Source organism: Enterococcus raffinosus (assembly GCF_019175485.1).
In the GTDB taxonomy this organism is placed as follows: domain Bacteria; phylum Bacillota; class Bacilli; order Lactobacillales; family Enterococcaceae; genus Enterococcus_A; species Enterococcus_A raffinosus.
In genome coordinates this window covers 267,068-283,660 of the sequence record NZ_CP072889.1, presented here as the reverse complement: position 1 = coordinate 283,660, position 16,593 = coordinate 267,068, and the positions used below count along the sequence as shown (strand labels likewise).

Genomic DNA, 16,593 nt, shown 5'->3' with positions numbered 1-16,593 from the left:
GAGGAAAACAAATGAACTATCAAGGAACACTGATCGCTGTGGAGAATATTGATAAGGCCAAAGAATTTTATCATTCTCTTTTAGGCTTGGAAGTAATAGTGGATGCGGGTGTACATGTTCAAATGACGGGCGGCTTATCCTTACAGACTGTCGATACTTGGGCGGACTTCATCAATAAGAAGGAAACGGATGTCGTGCTTGAGAACAATGCCATTGAGTTATACTTTGAAACCGACGACATGGACGGTTTTGTTGCTATGTTAGAAGCGCGAGAGGATATCGTCTATCTGCATCCGTTAATAGAGCATGAATGGGGGCAAAGAGCGATCCGCTTCTATGATTTGGATAAGCACATTATTGAGGTGGCCGAGAGTATTGCGATGGTGGTCAAAGGCTTCATTAATTCTGGGCTTACGATTGGAGAAACCGCTGAGCGAACGGGTGTGGACGTTCAATACATCGAAAATATTTTGGACTAACTTAAGAAAAGAGATATTGCACGAATGTGCAATATCTCTTTTTGAATTGAAATCGTTTGAAGTTCTATTGACTGTGCGTCTATTCACATGCTATGATAATTACGAAAGAAGATTAATTTAGTTTCGAATGAAAACGGAGGGTGTAATCATGACTATTCAAATGAAAGAACAAAACGCACCGTATTTTGGAAAATTATCAAGTCGCATGAATCATTTTCGCGAATCGGTATTGACAAAAAAGCCCTATATTGATGCAGAGCGAGCTTTGCTTGCGACAGAAGCGTATAAGGAACATCAAAATCAGCCCAGTACAGTGAAACGCGCATTGATGCTGCAAAATATTTTGGAAAAAATGTCGATTTATATTGAAGAAGACACATTAATCGTCGGAAACCAAGCCTCCTCCAACCGAGATGCGCCGATTTTTCCTGAATATACAATGGAATTTGTATTGAACGAATTGGATCTGTTTGAAAAACGAGATGGCGATGTTTTCTATATTACAGAGAAGACTAAAGAAGATTTACGCTCGATCGCACCGTTTTGGGAAAATAATAATCTGCGTGCGAAGGGCTGGGCGTTACTACCGGATGAAGTGAGTGTCTTCATGGAAACTGGTTTCTTCGGAATGGAGGGCAAGCTGAATTCTGGTGATGCTCATTTAGCGGTGGATTATGGGCAAATGTTGAAGGTAGGTCTAAAGGGGTACAAGGAACGAACGTTGAAGGAAAAAGCAGCCCTTGATCTGACGATTCCGGAAAGTCTCGATAAGTATCAATTTTATAAAGCCGTTCTGATCGTAATCGATGCGGTGAAAACATTTGCGGAGCGCTTCTCAGCTTTGGCTAAGGAAAAAGCCGAGACAGCTGATCCTAAACGTCGCGCTGAATTACTAGAGATCAGCCGAATTTGCGGCAAGGTTCCTTATGAACCAGCGGAGACTTTCCAAGAAGCGATTCAGGCCACTTGGTTTATTCAATTGATTTTACAAATTGAATCAAACGGGCATTCATTATCCTACGGTCGTTTTGATCAATATATGTATCCTTATTTGAAGGCTGACTTAGACAAAGGGACCATCACTGAAGACCAAGCAGTGGAACTATTGACCAATCTTTGGATCAAAACACTAACGGTCAATAAAGTCCGCAGCCAATCCCATACACTCAGCAGTGCAGGTAGTCCCCTCTATCAAAATGTTACTATTGGCGGTCAAACTCGGGACAAAAAAGATGCTGTAAACGAATTGTCTTATTTAGTTTTACGGAGTGTCGCTCAAACAAAATTGCCGCAGCCGAATTTGACGGTTCGCTACCATTCAGGGCTTGATAATCGTTTCATGAATGAATGCATAGAAGTGATGAAGCTGGGCTTTGGAATGCCAGCCTTTAATAATGATGAGATTATTATTCAATCATTCATGAAGGTTGGAGTAACAGAAGAAGATGCTTACGATTATAGCGCGATCGGTTGTGTAGAAACGGCTGTGCCGGGGAAATGGGGTTATCGTTGTACCGGGATGAGCTACATGAACTTCCCGAAAATCTTGATGATTGCTATGAACGATGGGATCGATCCAGTTTCTGGCAAGCGTTTTGTTAAGGGCTATGGGCATTTTAAAGACATGAAATCTTACGAGGATTTACAGGAAGCGTGGGATAAAACAGTACGAGAATTAACGCGAATGAGTGTGATCGTGGAAAATGCCATCGATCTTGGCTTGGAACGAGAGGTGCCGGATATTTTATGTTCAGCATTGACGGAAGATTGTATTGGTCGCGGGAAAACCTTGAAAGAGGGCGGCGCGGTGTATGATTTTATTTCTGGACTGCAAGTCGGCATCGCCAACATGGCGGATTCATTGGCGGCGATCAAGCAACTGGTTTTTGAAGAAGAAAAAGTGGCGCCGGATGAATTATGGGAGGCCTTGATAACTGATTACGGTAGTGAACGCAGTCAGGAAATCCAACAAATGATTCTGAATGATGTACCAAAATACGGGAATGACGATGATTCGGTCGATCAACTGATTACCGAAGCCTACGACAGCTACATTGATGAAATCGCAAAATATCCAAATACTCGTTATGGTCGCGGACCAATCGGCGGGATTCGCTATTCAGGAACGTCTTCGATTTCAGCGAATGTTGGCCAAGGTCGAGCAACGATGGCCACACCAGATGGGCGAAATGCGTGGGTACCGTTGGCAGAAGGATGTTCACCATCGCATAATATGGATAAAAATGGACCAACGGCTGTCTTGAAATCCGTTTCGAAGTTAAGTACAGAGGACATTCTTGGCGGGGTGCTTTTGAATCAGAAGGTCAATCCGCAAACGTTAGCCAAAGAAGAAGACAAACAAAAATTGATTATGTTGTTACGGGCTTTCTTCAATAAACTGCACGGATACCACATTCAATACAATGTGGTGTCAAGAGACACCTTGATCGATGCGCAAAAGCATCCAGAAAAACACCGCGATTTGATCGTGCGGGTGGCTGGCTACTCAGCATTCTTCAATGTATTATCAAAAGCAACACAAGATGACATTATCGAACGGACAGAGCATGTGATTTAACAAAGTAAGACTTGATGAATAGCGAATTCATCAAGTCTTTTCGATTTTATGATATAAATAATCTAGCCACTCTGAATCTCGTCGACGATTATCAAAAGGAACATAACCACTATATTTATAGATGTAGTCGATTTTCCAGCCCCCGTTTCGAGTCTTTTTCTCATAAATCAGCTGCTGTAAATCTTTTACTCGCGAGTCATGAGCGCACTTCCCTTTTTCAACAATATACGCGAGGTCTGTCAGCGAAAGATGGTAGCTTTGCGGAACCATGTTTTCAGTGATATGAGCACTGATCGGTTGGCCATTCGATCGTCGGCGGAACAGATTGTGCTGCAACATATACTCAAGTCCTAAATGAATCATTTCGTTGACCTTTTCATCATTGGGATCAACTAGGTCCTGATAGGTTAATAAGGCCCGCACTGTTTTTCCGATACCAATAAAACAAGGCACCTTTTTCATACAGCCGCCAAACTTACAGATTCCTTTGTGAGGCCAACTAGTTTTCTGGTTACGATCAAAAACCTGATACTGCTTGATCCAGCTAAGAGCACTCTGCGCTTCTTTTGAATGTCCTAATCCAAGGCGGCAATAAGCTTCAAAGAGCAGAGCGTTGTAACAGGGGACGATTTCTTCTGATTTTCCAGTATATGAAAAGCCATCCGGGGTTGCCAAATGTTGATTTACAAATGTGATCAATTCTTGAGTGAATGGCAACTGCTCTGTGTATGGAATTTCTGATAGACCAATCAAGGCAAAAATTTTTCCTAATGGTTTTAGGTCTTTTAGCCTAGTATACTTTTGTATAATGTCTGACTGTTCGAGATGTAGTAGAGGATCTTTGACTAATTCTCCATGATCAGTTGCAATACGTATCATCAGAGCTTTATCCATTTCTTTCACAGCCTTTCGTAGTTATTATCTCAAAGTTTGAATGAAGTAGAACTGTTTAAAAAATTGTGAAAGTGAGACGAATAAATCGTGTAAAACGCACACTGTTCAAGTTATTCCTTGGTAGCGTGTGTTTTTCTATCCTTTGATACTTAGCTCATTAATTTCTGTTAATTTAACTACTTCAGTGAATTTTTCTACTTGTTTTGGATCAATCGTACCGTTTGTCTCAAACAATGAATTGGAAATGCCGCAGGCCATCGCATATTTGATCGCATCCTCCATCGCATAACCACGACTGATCGCAAAGGCCATTCCTCCAACTGTTGAATCTCCACAACCTGTAGTATTCACAATCTCAACTTGCGGAATTTGTACATCATAGATTGTTGAATGATGCTTGACAATGGCGCCGTCGCCTCCTTGGGAAATCATGATTGTTTCAATATTGTCAAATAGCGGTTCCTTTAAAATAGTAATCAGTTCCTCAGCGGAAAGAATCTCCTTTCCTACTAATTCTTCTAACTCATGGGTATTAGGCTTAATAAAGCTAGGACGAACAGCTTGCTGTGTTAAAACATTCTCCAGCTGTTTGCCAGAAATATCCATTAAAATCGGAAATTCTGTACCTACAATTGATCGAATAAAGCTTAATAAGTGTAGATGAAAGTTTGAGTCATCAGAATTAACCGATCCGGAAATACAAATCGTATCAATTGCGTATTTTTTTAAAAGAGTTGCTACATGCTGGAAAAAGAGCTGCTCATTTTCCTTCGATAAGTAGAGTCCTTTTTCTACGAGTTCAGTATGTGTATTGCCGTCGTGCATAATGGTGATGGCGTTTCTTGAGTTGCCTTCTACAGGGAGAAACTCTAGCTGATAGCGTCCTTCTGCAATCAAGGTATCTAGAATCATTTTCCCAACTGGACCACCCAAAATACCTGTCAAAACTACGCCTTCGCCAGATTGTGCGATGACTCTGCCAGCATTGATACCTTTTCCGCCAATGGAAGTGTGAGGATTTTCGACACGATTGACTTGATCGAGTGTCAGTGAAGAAACAAGGTAATTGTAGTCCATTGATGGATTAAGTGTAATCGTTAATATCATTCCTGCTCCTCCTTGATGATCGTCGTAAATGAGCTGTAGTATTCAAATGTCGTGTCTGAAAGCTGATCATCGGTGACTAAATAGTCCACATCTGATAAGGAATAGAAGGTGTACACATCTGAACGGTTAAATTTAGAGCTGTCAGCAACCACGCATTTTTTGCGAGAATGGGCAAAAGCCACTCGTTGAATCGAACCTTCGATAGAATTTGCGGTTGTGACGTTATTATCGAAGACCCCGTTTGTTGCCGCAAAAGCAATATCAATATTCAAATTGTCAAAGCTCTTTTCAGCAATTTCCCCGTAAAATTCTTCAGTGGTACGAGAAAATTCACCACCAGTTAACAGGACGCGATAATCGGTGTTATAGATTAAATAATTAAAAGCCAGCAAACTATTTGTGATGACAAATAAGTTTGCTTTTTTTATTTCTGGCAAAGCATGAAGCATCGTAGTTCCTGCACCGATGTAAATCGTGTCATTATCGGAAATAATACTGTTCATCACTTTTCCAATGAATTTTTTCTCCGACACATTGGTATCAATTTTTTCTTGAGTGGATAATTCCTGTTCGATTTTTTCTAACTTTTGTGCACCGCCATAAATTTTCACTAATAAAGATTTTTCCGCTAATTCGTTGATATCTCTCCGAATCGTCATATCGGAGACCTTCAAATTTGAAGATATTTCTGGAATGGATAGGTAGTCATTTGCATGTAACAAATCCAAAATTTTTTCCTGACGTTCTTTTTTTAACATGAAATCACCTCATATAAGTAAGCTCTTACAATAGACCATCAATCAAGTGGCCATGTCTATACATTAATTAATAGCATTTAAAGGAGAAAAAAGCAAGGATAAAATGTTCATTGTTGTTAAAGTTTGTTAATATTTTCTGGATCAATTTAATGAAGCGATTTTTTTAAAAATAAAAAAGAAAAAGAAAGCGTTGACAAACGGTTTTTGCCGTTGTATATTTACATTGTAAAACAAATGTTAACAAAGATTAACAAATTATTTCAACGCGAGTTGGGGAGGAGCGAACGTACGTGAACTACAAGGACATGTTTGATAAACAGCTGATCAGTCTCGAAGTAGAAGGAGAAAGCGAAGAAAAAGTTTTTGAAACGGTGGCTGCGCATTTAAAAGCACTGGGCTTTGTCAATGATGGGTACTTAAAAGGCATTACCGCAAGAGAAAAACAATTTCCCACTGGATTGATTACGCAGCATCTGAATATTGCTCTGCCGCATTCTGATCCGGAATATATTGAAAAGCCGTTTGTTTATATTGCGCGATTAAAAAATGAGGTAAAGGTCAAGCAAATGGGCGATAGCCAAGAGATGGGAGTTAAGAACTTATTCTTCCTTGGCATTAAAGATCCCAAAGGGCAAGTGGGTTTACTTCAAGCGTTTATGGAATTATTTATGAAAGAAGACTTTGTAAGAACCTTTATGGCAGAACAGGATAAAACAAATATTTATCAATTGTTTACACAAAATATTTAATCAAAAATATATTAACTTATAGAAGTTGGAGGAATTTGAGATGAAAAGAAGATTGATTGTTGCATGTGGAAGTGGCGTGGCGACGAGCCAAACGATTGCTAGTAAGATTGCTGGATTGTTAGAGGATGATGGGATTGATTTTCCGGTTGAGGCGGTTGATTACAAATCCATTCAAAACGAGTTGCCGTCCACAGGAATCTATGTGTATGTTGCGCAACCAGATGATGAGGTGTTAGAAAAAGCAGATGAATTAGGAGTAAAGGTTTTTCCGGGGATTCCTTTTCTGACAGGAATGGGAGCGGATCAAATTTATGAAGATATCAAGGCGTTGGTTGACTAACGAATAAAAAAATAGAGAAAGAAGTGAGAAGTGTGCAAATATTTCAGGACATCATCAATTATATCTTAGGGTTAGGTTCAGCTATTTTTGTTCCATTGATTATTTTGATTTTAGGACTTGTCGTAGGAATGAAGTTCAAAAAGGCATTTATGTCAGCGATTACCTTAGGGATTGCCTTTACCGGGATGTCAATGGTTATTGGGTTTATGTCTAATGCTGTGAGCCCAGCTTCAGAAGCGTTAGCTAAAAATACCGGGATTAACTTGCCGGCTTTAGACTTGGGCTGGACAGGTGCAGCAAGTATCACTTGGTCTTGGTCGTATGCGTTTGTTTTCTTCGCAGTCGTGTTAGGCGTGAATTTTGTCATGTTAATTTTGAACTGGACGAAAACGTTGAACGTTGACATGTGGAACGTTTGGGGAAAAGCATTAACTGCTTATTTAGTCTATTTTATCAGTGGCAGTTTGATAGCTGGTTTTGCGACAGCGATTGCTCAGGTAATTCTGGAATTAAAAATGGGCGACATGTTCCAGCGGCATATTGAAGATTTGACTGGGATTCCGTTGGTAACCGTTACGCATTTAATGAATATTTCCGCAGTGTTGTTATTGCCGATTAATGTCATCATGGATAAAATTCCTTTCTTTAACAAGCGTTCCGACACAAAGGCATTGAAGAAAAAAATCGGCGTCTTCTCCGAAAATTCTGTGATGGGCTTTATTATCGGTTTGGGGCTAGGATTAGCTGCAGCTTATGGTGTCTCTGGATCATTAAATTTAGCGATTCAAATTGCGACAGCGATGGCTTTATTCCCAATGATTTCAAAAATGTTCATGCAATCACTGTCACCATTAGCAGATGCCATGTCTGAAATGATGAAGAAACGCTTTAAAGATCGCGAAGTTTATATCGGATTAGACTGGCCAGTACTGGCAGGTCGTTCTGAAATTTGGGTGACGGCGATTCTATTAGTGCCTGTATTTATTGGCTATGCGATTATTTTACCTGGCAATGCTGTCTTACCGTTAGCGGGTATTATCAACTATTCGATTGCTGTAGGCGGCTTGCTGTTAACGGGTGGTAATCTTGTTAGAATGCTGATTATGGGCGTGATTTCTATGCCGATTTACTTATATGCTGCAACGTATTTAACACCGATTTTAACAGGTCTGGCAGATAAAACTGGGGCTGTTGAAGGGATCAAAAAAGGCCAACAGATTACTTGGTCATCGATTGAAGGACCAGAATTCCGTATTCTATTTGCAGAGGCCTTTAAAGGCAATATTTTAGGAATTGTTGGAGCGGTTATTTTTATCGCGATGTTTGTTTGGTTGTACAAATATATGAACAAAGCTAAAGTTCCGAGTCAAAGATATGAAGAACTGGCAGAGAAAAAAGTTAAGGGCGTAAAAGTCGCTAGCTAAACCAATCATGGAAGGGCAGGGAAAGTGGATGGAAAAGAAAAGAGAGAACAAAGAAAAAACGAAATGGTTCGCTGTGTTGTTTCTTGCAATACTCAGCTTTATCCTAGCCTTCTTGACACAGCAAATTCTTTTTAATCTTATTGCAATCGGTTTGGCTATCATCGTTTATAAGTATGGAAATCCAGTTTTGTTTAAAGAGTATGACGAACGCAGAAGGAAAAAATACGAAGACGCGATGCGGGTTCGACAGGCCGCGCAAACAGCTATTACCAGTAAGAAACTATTCAAAAAATAGAAAAAGGTGGTCTCGACTATGTCAGATGGACGAATGATTTTTGAAAGAGAACGTGAAGATCTAGCACGGATTGTGAAATTGATTTTCGCAAGAAAGAATACAAATGTCGCAGGAGGCAACTTTTCATTTAAAACGACAGATCAACATGGAAAAGAATACATTATTATGACCCCAACCATGATGTCTGAAGCCTACTTAGGTGAGGTATCCTCAGCACAAATTTTAGTTGTCGAGCCTCATACCAGAAAAGTTATCGATGGTGTTGGAAAATTGACACGTGAAATCAACCTGCATGAGGCAGTCTATGATACGAACCCTGAAATCAAAGCGGTGCTGCACGCACATGCGCCTAATGCAATGTTTTGGGCAACGGCAGGGTTAGATATGCCGAATTTAACGGAGGCGACACAAAAAGTCGGTTATGTTCCGGTACTTGATTTTGAGCCGAATTGTTCCCCTGAACTAGCGGAATTAGTCTCAAACTATATGAAAAAAGAGAATCTGGAGCTGCCAAATATGCTGCTGCTAAACAGTCATGGCGTGCTTATTAGTGCACCAGGAGAAACAGGAATTGAAGCAATCCATAAGGCTTTGCAGATTCTTGATACTACTGAATGGAATGCAGAGATCGCCTATAAGCAGACGATTTTCCAATCGTTAGGTTTATTAGATGGTTACTATTCAAAAGGAAAACAGGTTGGAACGCTTGCGGATTTGAAGGGACATACGCCAATCTATAACCGTGAGGAAATATTTGCGGGAGGAGATTAACTGTTAATAAGTATTTTAGTTGATTACCACGTAAAGAAAAAAGTTGTTTCGCGATCGTGCGAAACAACTTTTTTTCTTTACTTCACTTCAGCCAACCGAAATCAGTCAAGCAAGTATGAACATCATTTTCGAATGTAGAAGAGCGAATGCCGTGTGATTCAATTTTGTTTGTTGACAGGCGCAAATCTCGAAACCGATCTGCAAATCGTTGATGATCTGGCAAGATATATTGATTGATAAGTGAGTCATTATATCCAAGAGCTTTCCCAATAAGCCTTGCTGCCTCATACGTGGACAAATCATTTTGACTGGAAAAATGATAGATGCCTCTTGGTAAATGAATGATTTTTTCAAATTGTTCAGCCAAATTTTTTCCATAGGTCATTCCGCGAGTTTCGTTGACTGAAAAGTGAGTCTTTTTTTTATAAAAGAGCGCATTCACTACGTTTTCAATGATGTTTGGACTGCTTCTAACACCAGGGAAAGAAAGACCCATCATCCAAGAAAGGCGTAAAATCACTGCATCATTATTATGATCACTTAAATATTTTTCGACTTCCATTTTTTGCTGACCATAAACAGAGGTGCTGTCAACTTGGCTTTCTTCAGTATAGGGAGCGCCCTCGCTCCGATTATTAAACACTTGTTCTGTACTCAAAAAAACAAATCGAGCATTCTTCTCATGACAAACCTTTGCAATATTGATGGCACTCTCGGTATTTACCTTATAAGTGTCTCTCGGATTTTGCTCACAATCTGCTGTTTGTGGACGAGCAGCAGTATGAAAGACGAGATCGTATTCTAACGCTTGAAACAACTTTGTAACGGCCTGAGTATTTGTTAAATCGACGTCTTTTCGTGTGATCGGTATAAAGTTAAAACGAGCGTTGTTGCTTGCTTGGATGAGAGATGCTAGGTACCCATTGGCCCCTGTAATAGCTATTTTAAACATTTTGGACGCTCCTAAATCGTAATCTTCCCATCAACAGCTTCCTTCCTTAACGAGTCAATGATAGAGATGCCTGAGCTTGTGCCGATACGTTCCGCACCGCAGACGATCATTTTTTTAAACGTTTCTGCATCACGAATACCTCCAGCAGCTTTTACTTTTACATCTGTGCCGACATGTTTCTTCATTAGTTGAACATCTTCAAACGTTGCCCCTGAAGGTGCGAAGCCTGTAGATGTTTTAATGAAATCTGGTTTTACGGATTTAGCGATTTTACATAGAGCAATTTTTTCCTCTTCATCAAGATAAGCATTCTCGAAGATAACCTTTGAAATCACCTGATTTTCATTGCAGATGGTAACGATTTTTTCCATTTCAGTTTGTAAGTAAGCCCAATTTTTTGCTTTAACTTCGGTGAGATTAATAACGTAATCTATTTCTGTCGCCCCTTTTTTTATTGCATCCTTTGTTTCGGCAATTTTTGCGTCAATAGATGTTTGGCCTAATGGAAAACTAATGGCTGCACCAACATTGATGTCAGTATTTTCTAGCAACTGGCTGCATAATTCAGACTGGACTTGATTAATTGCGACCATTTTGAAGTGATAATCTTTGGCTTCATCACATAAAATTCGCATTTCTTCTTTAGTAGCTGTTGGTTTTAGATTGGTGTGGTCGATAAAACGAGATAGTTCGTCAATAGTGTAAGTCCTCATAAAATTCCCTCCTAATATGTAATTACATAAAATATAATAAAGCATAAAATCGGATGTGTCAATAAGTAAAAAAGTAGTTGACAACGCTTTCCTAAGGAATTATAGTTATGACATAAAATAAAATGTAATTACATATAAAGAGAGGGATGAATGAATGAAACTATTTTTGATAAGCCATGGAAAGTTTTGTGAAGGTCTATTAGATAGTTATCAAATGATTGCTGGTGAAAGCCAAGATATTTTTACGCTTAGTTTAACAGATGCTGGGATTCAAGATTTTTCTGACGGGTTAGCGATGATGCTAGCGAAACGAGAAAAGGAAGATGTGTTGATATTGACGGACATCAAAGGAGGGACGCCTTATAACGAAGCCTACAAACAATACCTTTTGGATCAGGAGCACATTGGTGTGGTTGCTGGAATGAATCTGCCGATGGTAATAGAAGTAGGATTGAACTTATCAAATAAAAGCTTGATTGAATTGGTTGAAATGGCGATTGAAATTGGAAGAGGAGGAATTCAAGGCGTCACAGAAGAGTCGTCAATGGAGAATGATCTGGAATTTTAAAAAAGATTTTATTGGTCTATGAGTAAAAAAAGTTCATATAGGAGGAAGCGAAGATGACGATAACACTAGCAAGAATTGATGATCGTGTGATTCACGGTCAAACAACAACAAGATGGACAAAAGCACGATCGGTACAAGGAATTTTAGTAGTAGGAGACGATATTGCAAAAGATGATCTGCGAAAAAAAGTATTAAAAGCTGCTGCCGGGAATTTAAAGTTGGGAATCTATACCACTGAACAAGCAATTGAGAGCGTTCCTAAAGGCAAAGACTCATCAAAAGATTTTTTTCTGATTAGCAATTCACCTCAAACTTTTGCTGAGTTGGTACGATTGGGGATTGATTTCGGTGGAAAACTAAATGTCGGTCCTATGAATACGAGAGAAGGGGCGAAGGTTTTAGGAAGAACGGTGGCGATTGATGAAATGGATTATCAAGCCTTTGAGTATATGGATCAACAAGGAATCGATATCGGTTTTCAGCTTTTACCGGATGACGAGCCTAAACCTTGGAAAACTATGAAAGCGAAATATGATTCGCTAACTAGGGAGTAACTTTAAAGGAGGAAAAAAGATGGATGGGAGTTTATTTTTACCAGCGTTACTGACAGGGATTTTTTGTTACTTGGGTGCGATCGAAAGTCCCTGGTTATTTGGTATGAGTGGTGGTTTTTATGTCGTGGGACGTCCTTTAGTAGCTGGTTTTTTGGTAGGGATTGCTTTTGGAGATGTGCAAGCCGGTGTTCTATGTGGCTTAGCGGTACAGGCGGTCTTTATCGCCAATCTATCTACGGGTGGTGCAACCAATAGCGAGATTACTTATGCAGCTTATGGCGGCATTGGACTGGCATTAGCAACAACTAGAGAACCAGCGGTGGCAGTAACCTTAGCGATTCTAATTGGTCAGACTTTTGGACTTATTTTTTACAATACTCGTATGGCGTTGTATTCATTTTGGAATACTCGGGCACAAAAGGCTGCAGAGGAAAACGATGATCGTGGGATTATGTTAAATCATATTGCTTATCCCCAGTTAACGACCTTCTTACTTCGGGCAATTCCTATTTTTGCAGCAATTTTCTTCGGTCGTGGGTTAGTCGATTGGCTTTTGACAAATGTTCCTCAAGTTGTTACAGATACGATCTCAGTATTAGGCGGTGTTTTACCAGCCTTGGGGATTGCGATGTTGATGGGGATTGTTGTTAAGGAAAAGGTTCATCTAGTCTTCTTTTTCGCGGGATTTGTACTGATGGCATTCGCCAAATTAAACATGATCGCATTAGTGTTTTTAGCAGCTATGGTAGCCTATATTGTTTACTTAAGTACCGGAAAAGGCAGTAGTGATAGTAAATTTGCGGCTGTATCGGATGCGACGATTGAACAAACCGAAGCTGCTTATGAAGATGACGATCTGTTTTAAGGAGGAAATGAAATGGAAGAGCGATTAACGAAAAAAGAGTTACGTCAGATTTGGAAACGTTGGGGATTTACACATTTATCATCAATGAGTTACGAAAAACTACAAGCACATGCATGGGCGTATTCCTATTTGCCATTTGCTGAGAAGTATTACAAAAATGATCCGGAGGCAAAACGCAGATTATTATTAAGGCACTCCATGTTTTATAATACTGAACCACAAACAGGTCAGCTGATCAACGGTATCGTTGCTTCATTAGAAGAAGAGATCGCTATTGGTGGAGATGTTCCTGAGGAAATGCCTGTAAATATCAAGACGACATTAATGGGCCCTTTGGCGGGAATTGGCGATTCGATCATTCAAGGCATTATTGTACCAATATTACTGTCCATTGCGATGGGGTTAGCGGCAGGTGGAAACGCGTTAGGTCCTATTTTTTATATTGTTAGTTATGGAATTATCGGTCCTTTGATTTCTTACCTTTGTTTCATGAATGGTTATCGATTAGGTGTAAGTGCGATAGACGTTATCATTGGGGAGAATGCGAAACGAATTACTGACGCCTTCAATATTTTAGGAATTATGGTTGTGGGTGGCTTAGCGGCTTCAAATATCGCCTTGACAACAAAGATTAAAATTCCAATGGGGGATGACGTTCAAAAGCTGCAAGATGTTTTGGATGGAATTTTTCCTAACGTCCTTCCTTTGGTAATGGTTCTTTTAGCATGGTATTTATTGACAAATAAGCAAATGACCGCAACGAAGGTGATTCTTGTTTTGACGGTTATTTCAGCAATTGGTGTTGTTATTGGAGTGTTCTAGCATTGGAGGCGTGTTTCTAATGAAACGCGTCTTCTTTCGTTGAGAGTAAAATATATTTAGGAGGATATTATGTATATACTAAAACCAGAATCACGAGAACGTATTTGGGGAACACCAAGACTGCATGGCTATAGCGGTGATCAACAAGTGGAGAAAATCGGGTCAGTATATTCAGCTAGTGGAATAGCCGATATTGATTGTTCAGTGGTCAATGAAGAGAAGACTTTTAGTGAATTGATTACAGAGAAACCAGAAAAATTTGGATTAGAAGCGGGGGAAGTTTATCCATTAATAATTTCCTTTACAGCCTGTGATGAAAATCTCAGCATTCAAGTTCATCCGACAGATGAATATGCTCAGAAAGTGGAGAAAATGCCTTATGGGAAAAGTGAGGCATGGTATTTTCTGACACCGCCAGAAGCAGGATGGATTTATGCAGAGCAACAGGTACCTAAGAAATCAGTAATTTTAGCAGCAGCAGAAAAGAATGAGTATACAGAGATATTACGAGAGTATCCTGTGAAAAAGCACGAGTTAATCTATATTCCATCTGGTACGATTCATGCTTTAACGAAAGGATCTCTTGTTTACGAAATTCAGCAAGCCACAGATATTACGTATCGTTTTTATGATTACGATCGACTAGATACAAATGGAAAGAAGCGCACTCTACACGTTGTTAAGGCAATTGAAACCTTGCGACCAGAGCAGCAAGTAGAACGGCGAACGTTTGCGCCGAACGATGTATTTGATCAAAGTGCATTTACAATACAGCATCTAGTGGGTAGACAGATTATAGAAAATAAGTCTGAATTAGCGAGTATTCTCACGATTCTTTCAGGTGAAATGGTTATTGCAGATACTGTTTGTAAAGCAGGTCAAAGTTTGGTTTTATTGAAAGAAGAGATGGTTGAGTTGCCGGAGTCAGTCGAAGCGGTATTAGCTACACCGAAAAAATATTGGAAATAGTAATATGTTATAATGGAGACAATTAATTGAGGAGTAGGTAGCTTATGAATATCCCTTTACATAAAAAAATTCGAATGGATTTATTGGAGAAGATTCAAAATGGAGAATACGCGGAGAACCAACTTATCCCAACTGAAATGGAATTAGCTGAACAATACAGTGTTAGTCGACCTACAGTGCGTCAGGCAGTGCAGGCGTTAGTGGATGAAGGCTATTTAGAAAAGCGTAAAAAAAGAGGAACAATTGTCAAAAAAAATAAAATCCAGCAAGAATTTACTCATGTAATTGAGAGTTTTGATTCAGAAATGAGCCGTAAGGGAATCATTCCTAAAACAAAAGTCTTAAATTTCAAAAAGGTGGTAGCGAACGAAGAAGTTGCTGAAAATCTAGAGGTGAATCAAGGGGACTCGGTTTATAAACTAACGCGGCTGCGTTACGCGGAGCTGAAGCCTGTAGTTTTAGTTACTAGTTATATACCTTTCGAGTTGTTTCCAAAATTTCAAGAGGTTGATTTTACTAAAGAAAAAATGTATCAGGTTTTTGAAGAGATGGGGTATCCAATCAGAACAGTCACACGGAAATTAGAGGTCATTAAAGCAGATGAAACGATTAGTGATTTGTTAGATGTTGAAGAAGGTGACCCGATGTTCTATTTTCATACGCAGGGTTTTTCTGAAAATCGTGTTCCTGTCGAGTATTCGATTTCGAAGTATCGTGGTGATATTAACTATTTCGTTTTTGAGTTAACACAATAATATTCAATCATATAGCGAAGTAAATGTAATCTAGGAGGTCAAAAGCTGATAAATCAGGCTTTCGTTTTCCTAGATTTTTTGTACTGGTTTGCAGGGAAAACGTAATAATCTATATGCCAATAGTGAATATATCTAATAATACAGAGATGCAAATGTCTTAATTAAAAATAAAAATAATGATTTTAGGATTTATTTATTATATATGGTACAATTTGGAATATAAAGAATATGTTCTTCTTAGGTATATTATATATTTTTAAAACATATTATTATTTTCCGATAGGGGTGTTGACAACGTCTATTGTACACAAAATAGATATTTCTGGAAATCTATTAAAATATATAGCTATTCTTGCAATGTTTTTTGATCATTTTGTCTCGGTGTTCGTCTGTCAACCAGATATCATCGGAAGTTTGCTTCGTGTGCCTGGGAGGCTGACCGCGCCTATTATGTGTTACTTGATTGCGGAAGGGTTTTATTATACTTCTAATTTGAGGCGGTATACGAAACGTTTATTCCTGTTTGCATTGATTTCGCATTTTCCTTATGTATGGTATTTCAATTTACCTTGGTGGGGTGCTACCAGCGTGATGTGGAGCCTGACTTTAGGATTGTTAGCGTTATCAATTATAAAAAGGGGCAGCGGACCACTTTGGTCGAAACCGATTTGTGTGGGTGTTTGTTGTTTGCTGGCTTACACCGCTGACTGGAATTTTATTGCTGTTTTATGGATATTATTTTTCGGCCTCTACCGTGGGGATTTTAAAAAGCAGATGCTCAGCTTCAGCGTTATTGGACTTTTCTTATATATTTTTCCGACAATACTGCGTTCAGGGATTTTGTCCGCCTATGCATTTGGTATCTTTTTGGTTATTCCACTCTTATTTTTTTATCACGGAAGACAAGGGAGAAAAAGTAAATTTCTTAAATGGGGATTTTACATCTTTTATCCCGTTCATTTATTGTTGCTCTATTTTTTCCGACTCTGGCTTTTATAAA

19 protein-coding genes are annotated in these 16,593 nt (G+C 39.2%); 14 read left to right on the top strand and 5 right to left on the bottom strand.

Features of this window, described 5'->3' with window-relative positions; translation table 11 throughout:
* Positions 1 to 11: 11 nt before the first annotated feature.
* Complete coding sequence (locus J9537_RS16040; protein ID WP_070509895.1) at positions 12 to 479, top strand: VOC family protein; 468 nt, start codon at positions 12 to 14, stop codon at positions 477 to 479.
* Between the two features lie 160 nt (positions 480 to 639).
* Positions 640 to 3,057: a glycyl radical protein gene (locus J9537_RS16035; RefSeq protein ID WP_070510134.1), complete on the top strand. Its 2,418-nt coding sequence runs from the start codon at positions 640 to 642 to the stop codon at positions 3,055 to 3,057.
* Positions 3,058 to 3,087: 30 nt separating this feature from the next.
* On the opposite strand, the gene J9537_RS16030 is transcribed toward J9537_RS16035, so the two are convergent.
* From J9537_RS16030 to J9537_RS16020, 3 genes are all read right to left on the bottom strand, one after another.
* Positions 3,088 to 3,951, bottom strand: a complete 864-nt coding sequence (locus tag J9537_RS16030) for a hypothetical protein (protein ID WP_070509892.1) — start codon at positions 3,949 to 3,951, stop codon at positions 3,088 to 3,090.
* A gap of 135 nt (positions 3,952 to 4,086) precedes the next feature.
* Complete coding sequence (locus J9537_RS16025) at positions 4,087 to 5,058, bottom strand: 1-phosphofructokinase family hexose kinase (protein WP_070509889.1); 972 nt, start codon at positions 5,056 to 5,058, stop codon at positions 4,087 to 4,089.
* Entirely contained in the window at positions 5,055 to 5,816 is a 762-nt protein-coding gene (locus J9537_RS16020; RefSeq protein ID WP_070509886.1) for a DeoR/GlpR family DNA-binding transcription regulator, read from the bottom strand. The genes J9537_RS16025 and J9537_RS16020 overlap by 4 nt, the downstream gene beginning before the upstream one ends.
* A gap of 290 nt (positions 5,817 to 6,106) precedes the next feature.
* Here J9537_RS16020 and J9537_RS16015 point away from each other — a divergent pair, with 290 nt between their 5' ends.
* From J9537_RS16015 to J9537_RS15995, 5 genes are read left to right on the top strand one after another with little or no spacing between them, the layout of a single operon-like run.
* Positions 6,107 to 6,565: a PTS sugar transporter subunit IIA gene (locus J9537_RS16015; protein ID WP_070509884.1), complete on the top strand. Its 459-nt coding sequence runs from the start codon at positions 6,107 to 6,109 to the stop codon at positions 6,563 to 6,565.
* A 40-nt stretch (positions 6,566 to 6,605) separates the two neighbouring features.
* The gene (locus J9537_RS16010; RefSeq protein ID WP_070509881.1) at positions 6,606 to 6,905 is read left to right on the top strand and encodes a PTS sugar transporter subunit IIB; all 300 of its coding nucleotides are present in this window, start codon (positions 6,606 to 6,608) and stop codon (positions 6,903 to 6,905) included.
* A 32-nt stretch (positions 6,906 to 6,937) separates the two neighbouring features.
* Positions 6,938 to 8,329 (top strand): PTS galactitol transporter subunit IIC, encoded by a 1,392-nt coding sequence (locus tag J9537_RS16005; RefSeq protein WP_176746275.1) that lies wholly within the window; start codon positions 6,938 to 6,940, stop codon positions 8,327 to 8,329.
* 28 nt (positions 8,330 to 8,357) lie between these two features.
* A complete protein-coding gene (locus J9537_RS16000; protein ID WP_010743363.1) occupies positions 8,358 to 8,624 on the top strand; it encodes a hypothetical protein in 267 nt (88 codons plus the stop codon).
* Between the two features lie 18 nt (positions 8,625 to 8,642).
* Entirely contained in the window at positions 8,643 to 9,395 is a 753-nt protein-coding gene (locus J9537_RS15995; RefSeq protein WP_070509875.1) for a class II aldolase/adducin family protein, read from the top strand.
* Positions 9,396 to 9,477: 82 nt separating this feature from the next.
* On the opposite strand, the gene J9537_RS15990 is transcribed toward J9537_RS15995, so the two are convergent.
* Positions 9,478 to 10,347: an SDR family oxidoreductase gene (locus J9537_RS15990; RefSeq protein ID WP_070509871.1), complete on the bottom strand. Its 870-nt coding sequence runs from the start codon at positions 10,345 to 10,347 to the stop codon at positions 9,478 to 9,480.
* Positions 10,348 to 10,358: 11 nt separating this feature from the next.
* On the bottom strand, positions 10,359 to 11,060 hold the full coding sequence (deoC, locus tag J9537_RS15985) for a deoxyribose-phosphate aldolase (RefSeq protein WP_070509868.1): 702 nt from the start codon (positions 11,058 to 11,060) through the stop codon (positions 10,359 to 10,361).
* Positions 11,061 to 11,214: 154 nt separating this feature from the next.
* On the opposite strand from deoC, the gene J9537_RS15980 reads away from it, so the two are divergent.
* The 7 genes from J9537_RS15980 (at position 11,215) to J9537_RS15950 (ending at position 16,592) form a co-directional block, all read left to right on the top strand.
* Complete coding sequence (locus J9537_RS15980) at positions 11,215 to 11,628, top strand: PTS sugar transporter subunit IIA (RefSeq protein ID WP_070509864.1); 414 nt, start codon at positions 11,215 to 11,217, stop codon at positions 11,626 to 11,628.
* Positions 11,629 to 11,681: 53 nt separating this feature from the next.
* On the top strand, positions 11,682 to 12,182 hold the full coding sequence (locus tag J9537_RS15975) for a PTS sugar transporter subunit IIB (protein ID WP_070509861.1): 501 nt from the start codon (positions 11,682 to 11,684) through the stop codon (positions 12,180 to 12,182).
* 19 nt (positions 12,183 to 12,201) lie between these two features.
* Complete coding sequence (locus J9537_RS15970; protein ID WP_070509858.1) at positions 12,202 to 13,047, top strand: PTS mannose/fructose/sorbose/N-acetylgalactosamine transporter subunit IIC; 846 nt, start codon at positions 12,202 to 12,204, stop codon at positions 13,045 to 13,047.
* A gap of 12 nt (positions 13,048 to 13,059) precedes the next feature.
* Entirely contained in the window at positions 13,060 to 13,869 is an 810-nt protein-coding gene (locus tag J9537_RS15965) for a PTS system mannose/fructose/sorbose family transporter subunit IID (RefSeq protein ID WP_070509855.1), read from the top strand.
* Positions 13,870 to 13,938: 69 nt separating this feature from the next.
* Entirely contained in the window at positions 13,939 to 14,838 is a 900-nt protein-coding gene (locus tag J9537_RS15960) for a class I mannose-6-phosphate isomerase (RefSeq protein ID WP_070509852.1), read from the top strand.
* A gap of 44 nt (positions 14,839 to 14,882) precedes the next feature.
* Complete coding sequence (locus tag J9537_RS15955) at positions 14,883 to 15,593, top strand: GntR family transcriptional regulator (protein WP_070509849.1); 711 nt, start codon at positions 14,883 to 14,885, stop codon at positions 15,591 to 15,593.
* 228 nt (positions 15,594 to 15,821) lie between these two features.
* Positions 15,822 to 16,592 carry a TraX family protein gene (locus J9537_RS15950; protein ID WP_083284990.1) on the top strand — a complete coding sequence of 257 codons (771 nt, stop codon included), beginning with the start codon at positions 15,822 to 15,824 and terminating at the stop codon, positions 16,590 to 16,592.
* Position 16,593 lies beyond the last annotated feature (1 nt).